14 protein-coding genes are annotated in these 11,990 nt (G+C 48.4%); 6 read left to right on the top strand and 8 right to left on the bottom strand.

Annotation, left to right across the window (positions count from 1 at the left end):
• Positions 1-257: 257 nt before the first annotated feature.
• The gene (locus tag WKI84_RS08490; RefSeq protein WP_337863113.1) at positions 258-1,703 is read right to left on the bottom strand and encodes a hypothetical protein; all 1,446 of its coding nucleotides are present in this window, start codon (positions 1,701-1,703) and stop codon (positions 258-260) included.
• Positions 1,704-1,893: 190 nt separating this feature from the next.
• On the opposite strand from WKI84_RS08490, the gene bcp reads away from it, so the two are divergent.
• Entirely contained in the window at positions 1,894-2,370 is a 477-nt protein-coding gene (bcp, locus tag WKI84_RS08495; RefSeq protein WP_337863114.1) for a thioredoxin-dependent thiol peroxidase, read from the top strand.
• Here the strand turns inward: bcp and WKI84_RS08500 are convergent.
• On the bottom strand, positions 2,350-2,778 hold the full coding sequence (locus tag WKI84_RS08500) for a hypothetical protein (protein ID WP_337863115.1): 429 nt from the start codon (positions 2,776-2,778) through the stop codon (positions 2,350-2,352). The genes bcp and WKI84_RS08500 overlap by 21 nt on opposite strands.
• A gap of 93 nt (positions 2,779-2,871) precedes the next feature.
• On the opposite strand from WKI84_RS08500, the gene WKI84_RS08505 reads away from it, so the two are divergent.
• A complete protein-coding gene (locus WKI84_RS08505; protein ID WP_337863116.1) occupies positions 2,872-3,273 on the top strand; it encodes a TfoX/Sxy family protein in 402 nt (133 codons plus the stop codon).
• A gap of 341 nt (positions 3,274-3,614) precedes the next feature.
• On the opposite strand, the gene WKI84_RS08510 is transcribed toward WKI84_RS08505, so the two are convergent.
• From WKI84_RS08510 to WKI84_RS08520, 3 genes are all read right to left on the bottom strand, one after another.
• Positions 3,615-3,761, bottom strand: a complete 147-nt coding sequence (locus WKI84_RS08510) for a hypothetical protein (RefSeq protein WP_337863117.1) — start codon at positions 3,759-3,761, stop codon at positions 3,615-3,617.
• A gap of 114 nt (positions 3,762-3,875) precedes the next feature.
• The gene (locus WKI84_RS08515) at positions 3,876-4,430 is read right to left on the bottom strand and encodes a hypothetical protein (RefSeq protein WP_337863118.1); all 555 of its coding nucleotides are present in this window, start codon (positions 4,428-4,430) and stop codon (positions 3,876-3,878) included.
• 65 nt (positions 4,431-4,495) lie between these two features.
• Positions 4,496-4,759: a hypothetical protein gene (locus WKI84_RS08520; RefSeq protein ID WP_337863119.1), complete on the bottom strand. Its 264-nt coding sequence runs from the start codon at positions 4,757-4,759 to the stop codon at positions 4,496-4,498.
• A gap of 285 nt (positions 4,760-5,044) precedes the next feature.
• Between WKI84_RS08520 and WKI84_RS08525 the strand changes: the two genes are divergently transcribed.
• Both WKI84_RS08525 and WKI84_RS08530 read left to right on the top strand, forming a co-directional pair.
• On the top strand, positions 5,045-5,185 hold the full coding sequence (locus tag WKI84_RS08525) for a hypothetical protein (RefSeq protein ID WP_337863120.1): 141 nt from the start codon (positions 5,045-5,047) through the stop codon (positions 5,183-5,185).
• A gap of 62 nt (positions 5,186-5,247) precedes the next feature.
• Positions 5,248-6,009 (top strand): plastocyanin/azurin family copper-binding protein, encoded by a 762-nt coding sequence (locus tag WKI84_RS08530; RefSeq protein ID WP_337863121.1) that lies wholly within the window; start codon positions 5,248-5,250, stop codon positions 6,007-6,009.
• A gap of 54 nt (positions 6,010-6,063) precedes the next feature.
• Here the strand turns inward: WKI84_RS08530 and WKI84_RS08535 are convergent, their stop codons facing one another.
• A complete protein-coding gene (locus WKI84_RS08535; protein WP_337863122.1) occupies positions 6,064-6,507 on the bottom strand; it encodes an Lrp/AsnC family transcriptional regulator in 444 nt (147 codons plus the stop codon).
• 116 nt (positions 6,508-6,623) lie between these two features.
• Between WKI84_RS08535 and glnA the strand changes: the two genes are divergently transcribed.
• A complete protein-coding gene (gene glnA / locus WKI84_RS08540) occupies positions 6,624-8,069 on the top strand; it encodes a type I glutamate--ammonia ligase (protein ID WP_337863123.1) in 1,446 nt (481 codons plus the stop codon).
• Positions 8,070-8,303: 234 nt separating this feature from the next.
• Entirely contained in the window at positions 8,304-10,103 is a 1,800-nt protein-coding gene (locus WKI84_RS08545; protein WP_337863124.1) for a hypothetical protein, read from the top strand.
• 644 nt (positions 10,104-10,747) lie between these two features.
• On the opposite strand, the gene WKI84_RS08550 is transcribed toward WKI84_RS08545, so the two are convergent.
• Positions 10,748-11,110, bottom strand: a complete 363-nt coding sequence (locus WKI84_RS08550) for a hypothetical protein (RefSeq protein ID WP_337863125.1) — start codon at positions 11,108-11,110, stop codon at positions 10,748-10,750.
• 116 nt (positions 11,111-11,226) lie between these two features.
• A complete protein-coding gene (locus WKI84_RS08555) occupies positions 11,227-11,901 on the bottom strand; it encodes a hypothetical protein (RefSeq protein WP_337863126.1) in 675 nt (224 codons plus the stop codon).
• Positions 11,902-11,990 lie beyond the last annotated feature (89 nt).

Here is an 11,990-nt window from a genome sequence, read left to right on the forward strand (position 1 = left end):
TTTGCAGCGTTAATTATCTTTCGATTTTGTTGCATTGCAAGATGCAGTCCGACCGGGAGTAATACTATATGCAACAACATCTGTAGATTGTGGGCAGGATTCTTTTAGGATTGTAGTGCTCGCACCCTATGTAGGACCGTGTTCCTGTGGGGCCGTACTTTGTTCTGAATAATGTTCATAGATTAGCTGCCTTCTGTTCTTTGTCCTTGGACAGTCATGATGTAGGTAATGACCGGGTTAGCTTTAGCTTTTTACCTTTATCTTCCTTGTTCGTAGAAGCGTAATAGCGGCCCCCTTCTGCTTATGGCTATAATACTCCCAATCACAACAGAGGAGATCAGTACAATGTGATATGGAAATTCTGGCACGACCCTAATGGCGCCAGCCTCAGAACCATCTGTGGCAAAATGCAGATAAACTGACTCGTCAGGATAGGGATGAAAATCGTGAGCATAGTCTGTGGTAAGTATCTCGATTTTCAACTGATAGGACGCGTCCGGTTCTAGAGGAAGCTGCATAGGAATCACATCAGTCCCGGGCTCAGGCGTCCATGCATAAGGAAAATCTTTCCTTATACCCGATACTTGCACCGGTCCTTGATGCGTTATATCAAATGTGATAGTGCCATTTTCAGCATAGAACTCATCGACAAGTAAGGGTGTTTCTTCGCCGATCTTAATCATCTCCAGATCAAAGGTGACATTCTTTACAAGCTCTCCGCCATTTTCGTCAGTAATCAAAAGATCGATGATAGTGTGAGCCTCATCTTCGTTATAGCTATGGGATATGTCGTATGATAGGATGATTGGGTCTTTCTGCAAGTCTCTCCTGGCGTTTAGGTCAGACATACCGGGTTCGGGAAAGGCCGACGTTCCTATCACGTCGATGGATTTTGCATCTACTGGATAGCTAGAAGTGAGGTGGCTTGCCCTATAGGGCGAAAAGTCGTCGCGTACAGCAAATTCTGCCGCTATGTCGGTATTGCTTTTGATAAAAAATCTCTGCTCCTGAAACTCAACCGGTCGCCCGTCCACGAGAACCGCATAATTGCCTCCAAGCAGGTCATGGGGTATTGTAAGTCTAAAGTATCCTTGTTCTATGTCCGCCTCGCTCCTTCCCCTTATGTCTATGTGGAACTTCTTTTCTTGTTGTAGGAATGAAACATCACACTTTAGCGAATCTGTCATCATTCGGATGCTGAGCTGTTGTCCATCAACTTCTACAGTTCTTATCACATCAATGATCTGTGGATAACCATGAGTGTGTTCCATTAGAATATCTCCATATGCCAGTTCAACGTGTTCTGACCTTGCTTGCAAAGGGATGCTTATAGTTATCTGGTCACACATCCAACCAATTTCAGGAACGACTTCTTCACCGTCCACAAACACTATGGGCCAATGCTCTGTAAAGGAAAGAGCATCATAAGTCTGCCTCACAAAAGTCATCTCAAGGTATCCGTCAGCTGGAGATTCTACGGTTAGCAGCAGTGACAGACTGCTTGGAATATTTGTTTCAACATTTGTGATCGAGCCTCCATTGCTCATGGAATACTCTACAGAGTATGTTTCGTTTCCGACTGGAATCTCAAATGTGGAGATTCCAGTTCCGTTGCTCGACGCGTACGCTTTGGCTAAAAGTATGTTTGATTGAAGTAGTGCCAATATCAATGAGAGAACGATAATTGGTCTGCCACCAGGCAATATGCCCTTAGTTGATGCAACTCTGATACTATAGTTTTATGGAACCAGACTATCGGCTACCCGTCATTGCTTCCAGGTACTGTATCGTTCGCGTCAGGTAGCTTCGCTATGGGGCGAAATGGCACCCGACGACAACGCTACAGCACCTTGATGCCAAGGTTTTTTATCGCCGTCAGCCGCAAAGAGATGCATGTCAGAGCTCATCGCACAGGGCAGCGCGGCGCCCGACTTTACCATGCGCGACGCCAGGGGGAACACGTTCAGGCTGTCAGACCTGAAAGGAAAAAAGAACGCTGTCGTGTACTTTTATCCAAAGGACTTTACCCCCGGCTGCACGACTGAGGCGGCCGAGTTCAGCAGGGACTACAAGAAATTCGCAGACGCCGGCATCGAGGTAATAGGAGTAAGCCCGGACAGCGAGGACTCGCACGACAAGTTCAGGGAAAAGATGGGCATACCCTACCCGCTCGTGGCCGACGTCGACAAGCAGGTGGCCAAAGCCTACGGAACATACGGCATGAAGAGCTTTATGGGGAGGGAGTTCATGGGAGTAAAGAGGTCCACGTTCCTTGTGGACAGGCAGGGCAAGATAATCATGGTGTTTGAAAAGGTCAAGCCCGCAGGCCACAGCAAAGAAGTGCTTGAATCATTTGCTGCTACTGGCTGACTCGACCAGCTCTGACAGATGCTCCAGTATGCGGATGTGGTGCTCCTCGTCGACGCTGATGCTCTTTAGCAGGGCGGCAGTCTCGGGGTCGTCATCTGCCATCTCGGCGCACTTTAACAGCGCATCGCGCGAGCTGCGCTCGTCGCCTATCGACTCCTGAATCCCCTTTTTTGTGAGCAGCGCGCTGCCCGTCGCGCCCTCGATGCCGGCCATTATGCGCGAGATATACTCGATGTGGCGCAGGCCGTCGCTCAGGAGCGTATGCAGGTAGCTCCTCACGAGGTTGTTCTCGACCGTCGTTAGCGCTGACATGTAGTGCATGAGCTCCTTCACCTCGGCGTCGTGCTGCTCTTTGAGCAGGGAGTAGAGCTTTTGCTTTTTCTCGAGCTGGCGCAGGCGTGAATCCATTACGCCGGTAAGGAGAAGCAGACGGCAATAAAAGAATGATCGTGTCGTAATTCTCCTTGCTTAAATACGCAGGAGGGCGTAAAGGACGCTGGCTTGAAAGGCGCAAGGGCAGGCAACAATAACAACAGGAAGAAGGTCAGCACCATGAAGTTTGAAAAGCCGACAAAGGAGATGCTCGAGTTCTTTGAGCAGAACACGCCCGGCCCCGAGCAGGGCGCAGAAAAGAGGCAGATGTTTGGCTCCCCGGTGCGGTTTGTGAACGGCAACATGTGCATCGGCCTGCACAACAACCGCATCATTTTGCGCCTGTCAGAGGCAGACCGGACCGAGTTCCAGAGAATTGGCGGCAAGATATTTGAGCCGATGCCGGGCAGGCAGATGAGAGAGTACGTCGTCGTGCCGCAGGGGATGATGCTTGGCGACAAGAAAGAGTTGAAAAAGTGGATGGAGCGCTCGCTCTCTTTTGTGGCCTCGCTGCCTCCTAAAAAGAAATAGTCGCATGTCATTTCTTCAAAACTTCAGGATTTTCCCATCATCCTAAGCTTGCCAATATCCTCTACATGTGCAACGGGTTGTGCGATGCCCATGTTGCATTGGACGCATGATGAACTTGTGTTTCGCAGATATTGAATGGTTGCCAATTGACCGGGATATCGTACTAATGTCAAGGTATGAACGGGGTAGTAAAGAGAAAGAGAGAAATTATGACTGCAATGGCAAAGCCTATTGCAATCAATCCTTTAACTGTCAAGCTCATGAGGAGTCCTGATCTCCATTATTCAGCGTCGACAGGGAATGAAGTACAACTCCGGGTGACTGGATGGATCCGAATCCGGTCATGTTCTCGGATGGTGCCGCTTGTAGAATTCGTGCGCTCTTTTTAAGGATTCTTTTTCTTCCTCCGTTGCGTCTCTGGATATGTAATCCAGAAAATCCTTGGCGTCCTCGCCTTCCAAGACTGCGACCTTTTCTTCTGCTGCCATTACTTTACACCCTCTATTTGTCCAGATACCACATAAAGATACCTTAAATTAAAACTTCACCGAGCTAAAACTCCAAGATTTTTCAGGTTTAATAGGTATCGGAATGATTGCCCGCTATACAGTTTTGATCACAGTGGCCGTATTGAGCTCTAATGTATCAAATCTTACGTGAACAGCCCTAGCTATCTGTGCTTTGATATGTTCTGGAATTCCACCGTAGCACTTGTTCAATACCTCAGTGTTTTCCCATCCGCCCAAGTTTGCCACATAAGCAAGCGACCAATTTGTAGCTGACAAATAGTATTGAGCCATTGTATGCCGGAATAGATGCAGCGGGTGTCCGTTAAAGTATAATCCATCGCCAAGAGCATAGATCCTAGTCTTTTCATTGAGCCAACTATCTCGATCAAGCTCTGAAAATATCTTTTTGAATCTGACAGCCATCCTTGACATAAAGTAAGAAGCTTGCAGAGCATTTGCCTTGTCGCTCTTGGCATCTTCAAAGAACAGGAATTTCCTTTCTTTTAGTAGTCTGTCGTAAGCGGTCTCAACTATAGCTCGGCATTCTTCTGTAGGGTACTTGACCCACCACTTGCCCTCTTTTGTCAGGTACCAGTCGCCCTTCTTTATCTTGGGCTCAAACTGTTCGATGCGGAAGGCAGGAGACATCGCAATCCTGTCTCAGCTCATAGACGCCATTGCAAAAACCCTAGCCCCTGTATGCAGGTCGATATTCATAAAAACGACCACGATTCCCAGCCTCTTTCATTTTCAAGCAGCTTGTTTATGATGGTAATCTGTTCTGGCGTGAGCATGATTTCCTTGTATTCTCCAAGCCTCCCAGGGGTTGTTGAAAGCCCATACCTCTTGCCTTCGCCATGAGCAAAGTTGCCGTTCTGGATGCTGATTGCAATGGCTTCCTTGATCTTCTCTCTGTCCTTTACCCTTATACCCTTGACACGCAAGCGGCTCTTTCTTTGTACGAATGCCTGAGCCACTAACCGCCTACCTCTTCTAATGTTGCAGAATCTAGAACAGACAGAAGCCGTGACGTGGTAGGGAGATCGATAGATATACCAAATAACAGATAATAAAGTCTGAAAAATTGTTAGTATTGCCTGATAGATGCTGAACCAGAAGTCTAGCATCTGTGAATTTTCAGGGTTTTTGTGACACTTGGCGTCTATGCAACTATTTATGCAACGCTTCTGGTGCATTGGATGCACGCAGGTTGCGAGTTTAACATATAATTAAGAGCCTGTACACAATTTGAACCGAGTGAGTTGTCAGAACAACAACAGCAGGTCTGCGACTGCCCCTGCCACAAAAAGTACGGCGACAGGTCGTTCTGCAGCAAGTGCATAGAGCGGCACAAGACGTCGCCCCACTACCAGGTCATGAAAAAGTTCGAGGGCAAGGCATAGAGGCCAGCCCTGTTAACATTGATCCTTAACAGTATTATACCTCTTGATTCTAGAAAAATTCAATGAATAGCAGGACAGCAGCAATGGTCGCAGTGGCGGCTATCCTCGTGTCGGGACTGATCCTCGTCTCGGCTGTCGGAAAATCCGCTTTTGCGCAATCCGGCAAGGAAGTAGAGGTGGAAATTGTCAAGGGCGCAACCAACAAGGCAGACAAGTCATACGCGCCAAACCCCGTCAGGGTCCAGCCAGGGACGACGGTCGAGTGGAAGAACGTCGACTCGGCGGCGCACACGGTGACACAGGGCGACGCAAAGAAAGGGCCCACAAAGGGCGGCTTTGACTCCAAGATAATGGGGCCGAAGAAAGAGTTCAAATTCACGTTTGCAAAGGAAGGCACTTTTGACTACTACTGCCAGCTGCACCCGACGATGGTGGGCAAGGTAGTGGTAGACAAGAAGGCGCCGGCGGCAGGTTCCGGCAGCTCCATGAAGGAGAAGGAGGGCGGCAAGATGGACGACGGCAAGATGATGGCCGGCGCCAAGGGCAAGATGGTCGAGATAGTGAGCGGCGCAACCAACAAGGCAGACAAGTCATACGCGCCAAACCCGATAAAGGTAAAGGCCGGCGAGACTGTCACGTGGAAGAACGTCGACTCGGCGGCGCACACCGTTTCCTCAGGAACGGCGTCCAAGCCGACCAAGGACTTTGACTCCAAGATAATGGGGCCGAAGAAAGAGTTCTCGTTCAAGTTCGACAAGAAGGGAACCTACGACTATTACTGCCAGCTGCACCCGACGATGGTGGGCAAGGTAGTGGTAGAATAATAACGAAGACGTGGGCACATACACGCTCACCCGCCTTTTTTCCTTTTTCTTTTTTCAATTTATAAAGCCAAAATCTTCCTTGACAGTTATCAGCACGACGTGGGTGTTTGTCCTGTCGATGTACTGCAGTGGCAGGTCTTTTTTCACAAAGTTGCTGAGCTCCTTTCTGTTCCTGAACTTGGCGACGATCACCATGTCCGTCAGGCCGGTGATGTCGTACACGGCGCAGACGTTTGGGAATTTCGCTATCTGCCTTTCGATCTCGACTATCTTGTCCTTCTTGTTGGCCGTGATTTCAATGATCGCAGTCAGGTCGTAGCCCAGCTTTTCGTGGTCCAGCACTGCCGAATAGGACTTGATGACGCCTTTTCCTTCCAGCTTTTCCACCCGGGCAAGGACCGTGGGCGGCGAGACGCCGATCTCCTCTGCTATCTTGCGGTATGACGACCGGGCGTCGGACAACAATTTTTTGAGTATCTTTACGTCTGTTTCGTCCATGCCTGCGGCAGTGATATGAGTGCTTGACGTACATAAGGTTTTTTCTCGTATTGCTTGCAAAACATCAAGAGATATGATGCCAGACTTTATATCGGACAAATGCGGTAATACTGCATATGGCGCCCGCTAGTCGGCAGCCTGAAAAGCGCGACTCTGACAAGCTGGATTTGCAGGACGTTCAATTCATCCAGCTGAGGTACACGGACGTCCCGGGCAGGTTTTTGGCAAAATACGTCTTTACCGACGGCGAGGACCCTTACGACCAGTTCAGGGCGGGAGTAGGGGTCGACGGCTCGTCCGTCCGGGGCTTTGCAAGCATCGACGAGTCGGACATGCTGCTCGTGCCGGACAGGTCGACCCTGCGGCTGGTGCCGACCATGTCGCCCAGGCACAGGGTCGCGGCAGTCATTGCTGACGTGTACCAGGGGTTTGGCAAGGGCAGGCTGGCAAGAGACCCGAGGCACGTGTCGCAACGGATGGAAGAGCACCTGATGCACGAGGGCCTTGCGTGCCAGGTCGGGCCCGAAGTCGAGTGCTTTATCTTTGACGAGATCGTCTTTTTTGACGACGGCGATAACAAAGATCCCGAGATCGTGTCGTCTGAGCAAAGTAGCGGCAAGAGCAAGTACCCGATACGCAGAAAGGGCGGGTACGACGCGCCACCCTTCCAGGACTCGCTAGTCGAATTCAGGTTCGACGTGGCAGAGATCCTGAAAAAGCATTACGGCATCAGGGCGACGAACCTGAACCACGAGGTGGCAAGCAGCGGCCAGATAGAGATCAACTTTATGCACGACACGCTCACAAAGGCGGCAGACAACGTCCAGATATACAAGGACGTTGTCAGGAACGTGGCCAGACAGCACGGCAAGGTGGCAAACTTTATGCCCAAGCCGATCTTTGACGAAAACGACCCGAGGAACGGCGACAACGGCTCAGGGATGCACGTCAGCGTCAGCCTGTGGAAAAAGGCCGGTTCCTCCGGCAACATCTTTTACGACGCAAACGACGAGTATGCAGAGCTGAGCCAGGCGGGCAGATATTTCATTGGAGGCGTTTTGAGCCATGCGCCTTCCCTGGCCGCCATCGTCGCCCCGACCGTCAACTCGTACTACAGGATGGTGCCGGGATTTGAGGCGCCCGTCTACGTTGCCTGGTCGAGGGGCAACAGGTCGGCCATAGTGCGCGTGCCTGTCAACGAGAGGAACAACGCCAGGTCAAAGCGCGTTGAATTCCGGGCGCCGGACCCCTCCGCCAACCCGTACCTGGCGTTTTCTGCCATAGTCGCGGCGGGGCTTGACGGCATCAGGAAAAAGGTGGAGCCCGGCGACCCTGTCAACGAGGACATTTACAAAATGTCTGCCTCTGCCAGAAGCAGCCTCGGCATAAAGTCGCTCCCCGGCAGCCTGGAAGAGGCGCTGCAGGCGCTCAAGAGCGACTCTGGCTACCTGCAAGCCTGCTTTTACGGCGAGCTGCTAGAGACGTACATGGAGCTCAAAAAGGCAGAGGCGGCAGGGGGCAGGTCAAAGAGGCAGCAGTTCATGCTCTACTATGACATATAGTAGAGCAGAGTAGCCTGCGTTCGACAATATACCGCGTTTTCAGCCACAGCAGGCAGCATAAAAGAATAACAATTATTTTACCACTTGTCAATAAAAAAAACAATTCCCCTCTTTTGAGCGTGGGTTTGTGCCGCTTTTTAGGCCTATAGAAAGGGCGCTAGTACGCATAATGGAAGTAATGACAGGTAGAGTCGTTTGGATAAAAGCTCAATAATATCACGAACAGTGAGCTGTGTGATGGGAGCCGCAGCTTGGCTGGCTGTAATTATTGTCGTTTCTTTTGTGACCGCTACATTGCTTTCTCTTGCATCAACCCGATCAGCTTGGGGTACTACAGAAAGCGAGAGGCCGCTCTTGCAGTTTGTATCAAAGGAAACCCTTCCCTCGCTAGAGAATACAACTTTGAAACAAGGTGAATCCGTCACAGTGCCAATTATGGCCGTGCCTGCTTCGGGGTATGAAATTCAAGCTGTCAATTTGGAGGTGCAGGATGTTCCGCGAAATGCGTACGCGTGGATAGATTGGAGCACTTATCCAACATTTGATAATCAAGACAACGACCACACTATTGTCGTTGACTATCAACTGAAGGTGTACGTTGATTCAAATGCAGAGCCCGGCGAATATGCTTTAAAGATCGTCGGCACCAACGGAGTGGCAAAAAATACTGCCACATCTGAAGACATACAGATAACGAATGCAACGTTTGGAATGCTTCACCTGACTATCACTCCGTCGGACTCCAGAATAAGAATGGATATCGGTGATCCCGAGTATCAAAGCAAGCAGTTATGCGTTGAAGACGATTCTTCACCGGGCGATGGTACGATGTGCATCGAATTTGTCGCAGTAGAGGAATTTCCAGTCGCTATCTTTTCTTCCTCCGGAAGCAGCGAAACAATCAGCATGTCTGCTTCAGGTGTTCCTGAGGGAGTGTGGGTAAAATTTGTGCCTGCCAACCTTAGTATAACCAATAACAGCCATGACAAAGAAGCCTCTGCTTCTGGAAAATTAAAGCTGGCGGGAGCAGTTAGGCCCTTTGTTGGATTTCCGCCAGACACAACAGTGCCAATTATCCAAGCCGGCGATGCAACAGACTTTCTGCCAATAGTAAAGACGCTGAACATGACAATACTGCACGCGGCAGAAAAGATTGACTTTCCAGGGGAAGTCACGCAAAACATCAACGGTACAAACTTTGGCTATGCTGGCGTAGTCTATGATCCACGAGATGGCAATTCTTCTTCATTGCCAGTTAGCTTGTCTATTGCAGGGATGGCATCTGAAGATGGAAGTAAAGACATTTCCTCTCTTCCCGAATGGATCAGGGCAGACATCCCATCGCCATCATTTACACTAAATTCAACAGAACCGTACTACTTTTTGGTCAAAATCACAACACACCAAGCCCCTGTTGGAACCTATTACTTGGCGATAGACGAACAGGTCGGTGACAAAAATTTCACAGGATACCTCAAAATCGATGTAATTCCGCCAATATATTTCGCTCCAGCACTACCTCCTCCCAGTCCGCCGCCTGCGGATGATAGGTTCGTAGCGTTTACTGAGGTAAAAGATGCTAGAATCAATTTTGAAATGCTCGGCCCTATCAAATTTGACATACCAAATCAAGCATTCCCATACATCGCAAATGGGATAGACTATACAATTAACGTGACTTTCTTTAGACCTGACGTTATGGCAGCAATGAAGGATGTAAAATACAATGTCTTGATTTTGAACGAAAATGGTGAAGAGGTTTTTAATGCTGCCAAACAAAACGGTACTGACTCGCTGTACAGTGCAGATGGTAAGGCAACAATGAGATACAACTTTGCTGAAACAGGCGGAGCAGGGGTTAGAGCGGTATTCTTAGGCCAAGGCTCCCAGACAGTAGAACCTCAGAACGCAGATTTTGTGTTTCAAGTAATAGATTTGAGTGAGATACCTGAATTCGGTTCGATTGCAGCATTGTCAATGGCTGCAGGAATTGTTGGCATTATTATCATGACAAAGAAGTACGCAAGTCTGTAGAGACACGAAAGCTAAAGCTTAGTGCATCATTATGTCCATTATGACTGTTGCAGACCAAAAGAACACTATAATGTCAAATTGCTGAAAGGCTACGGCTCTTTAATCAACCTAAAGGACAACCGACTATGTTTGAAGGGCGGCCGTGATCCTTTTACCGGAGAGCAAGAATCAGAGGAATGATTTGTAACCCAAATACCATATGAGAGAATTGTAATTTCTGGCAAGGGATATCTGTCAACCGAGGCCGTCAAGTTACTGACAGACCATAACATCAACATCATCCTGACAGACACCTATGGCAACCTGATAACTGCGATGCACAAGGTCATGTCAAGTCCTACCGCTACTAATTATTTTGTTGCATAAAAAGAGGCAGGCAGACCGGGAGTAATATCATATGCAACAATACTGTCTTATGCCCATCCTTACTCGTGTTTGATTCAAAATGAATATGATCATCACGACAACACAAAGCTACTAAGTGGCTTTTGGGCCATTGCTTAATTTGTATGTACAACTTAGATGCTGTGGCGCAAAATGCTCCTCGATATCATAAAAATATCTGTTACACTTCATGCATAAATCGCCTTATGGAAAAAGAGATGTTGTGAGGTTAATCCCAACGTCTTATGCTCATTGACCTGCTACGGACCTGTTGTATATGTCGTCGCGTAAGACGCAGCGCGTAAAGTTAGATTTTCATCAAATGAGCTCATTAGGAATATTTTTTCATAAATATTCCAAGTCCCTGTTGCTGGATTATCCAGCTTGAACTGCTCTATTGTTTGCGGAGCGGCTCCTGTTGAGAAGTAGCTCGTACCACTAGGTGAAGTTACTTTCATATCTACATCATCATATCCTTCCTCCCACCGCAGGATGAAGTCCGCCTTGTTTCTCGTTACCTCTCTGTAGACGCTATTGATAATACTATAGCTACTTTCAGAACCAGTACCAATGAGTCTATCTGTGATTATGGAAGAACCATAGTGCGCTACTCCCATGTGCATGGCTTCTGATTGCTCTGCTGCTCACCCATATGTAATAGACAAACCCTATCAATGTTGTCAATACAATGGATGAAACCATCGCAGACAGAAGCCCCTTATTTCCGCTTTTGCCAAGTCTATTGAGCAAGTTTTTCAACTCCTGTTGCTTGGGACACAATGTCGTTCAGTCTCGTTTGCTTGAATTGCGTCAGTTCTTTTGCCAAAGTCTCCTGCTGGCTTTCTGTGATGAATGTATTGAGGTTTCCAGAGCTCTCATTATTTGCTACGTATCCGCCAAGAGGCGAGATCACTATGCCTTGTGTTCTCAAATTGTCAACGGTGTTTTGAGATAGGAATTTTCCAAGATTGTCTTTTGAAATTGTCCCAAATAACTGCATGTGATTATTCTCAGGGTTCACTTTGTCCGCCAATTTAGTTATGTCATATTCATTTACCAAAGTTGTGACTTTGTCAGAAGAGCCTTCAATACTGAGGGCGAACCGTTCACCTGCGGAGATGTAGTTGCTCTGTAATTTCAAAGCTTGGTAGGGAAATTCCCGGTTTTCAAGCTCTTGATACGCTTCATATGCTTTTCCTGTCAGACTGTATCTATCTGGACCGACCTGAACTACAATGCTACAGTCTGATTCTTTTTGTGCTTGTTCGGGGCATTCCCTTTGCGCCAAAATCTGGTCTGAAGGTGCAGCAGCTGGTGGCGGGTTGGCTGCTTGGATGGTTCGCACGCTTAACGAACCAAGTATGGCAACCGCAGCGATGGTGATTACTACTGCTGTTGCCTTTTTGGAAGACATTTTCTCACACATCATCGAAAAGGGACACATTTTCTATTTAACAATCGTGGTGCTTTCCTCTACCAGCTTATGACATGAACGACGTGATT

It is taken from the genome of Nitrososphaera sp. (assembly GCF_037447015.1).
In the GTDB taxonomy this organism is placed as follows: Archaea; Thermoproteota; Nitrososphaeria; order Nitrososphaerales; family Nitrososphaeraceae; genus Nitrososphaera.

Bases quoted from the DNA above. Each gene is read 5' to 3' on its own strand.
- WKI84_RS08555 (WP_337863126.1), bottom strand. From the start codon at position 11,901: ATGTCTTCCAAAAAGGCAACAGCAGTAGTAATCACCATCGCTGCGGTT.
- WKI84_RS08515 (WP_337863118.1), bottom strand. From the start codon at position 4,430: ATGTCTCCTGCCTTCCGCATCGAACAGTTTGAGCCCAAGATAAAGAAG.
- glnA (WP_337863123.1), top strand. From the start codon at position 6,624: ATGGCGCCCGCTAGTCGGCAGCCTGAAAAGCGCGACTCTGACAAGCTG.
- WKI84_RS08500 (WP_337863115.1), bottom strand. From the start codon at position 2,778: ATGGATTCACGCCTGCGCCAGCTCGAGAAAAAGCAAAAGCTCTACTCC.
- WKI84_RS08535 (WP_337863122.1), bottom strand. From the start codon at position 6,507: ATGGACGAAACAGACGTAAAGATACTCAAAAAATTGTTGTCCGACGCC.
- bcp (WP_337863114.1), top strand. From the start codon at position 1,894: ATGTCAGAGCTCATCGCACAGGGCAGCGCGGCGCCCGACTTTACCATG.
- WKI84_RS08510 (WP_337863117.1), bottom strand. From the start codon at position 3,761: ATGGCAGCAGAAGAAAAGGTCGCAGTCTTGGAAGGCGAGGACGCCAAG.
- WKI84_RS08530 (WP_337863121.1), top strand. From the start codon at position 5,248: ATGAATAGCAGGACAGCAGCAATGGTCGCAGTGGCGGCTATCCTCGTG.
- WKI84_RS08550 (WP_337863125.1), bottom strand. From the start codon at position 11,110: ATGCACATGGGAGTAGCGCACTATGGTTCTTCCATAATCACAGATAGA.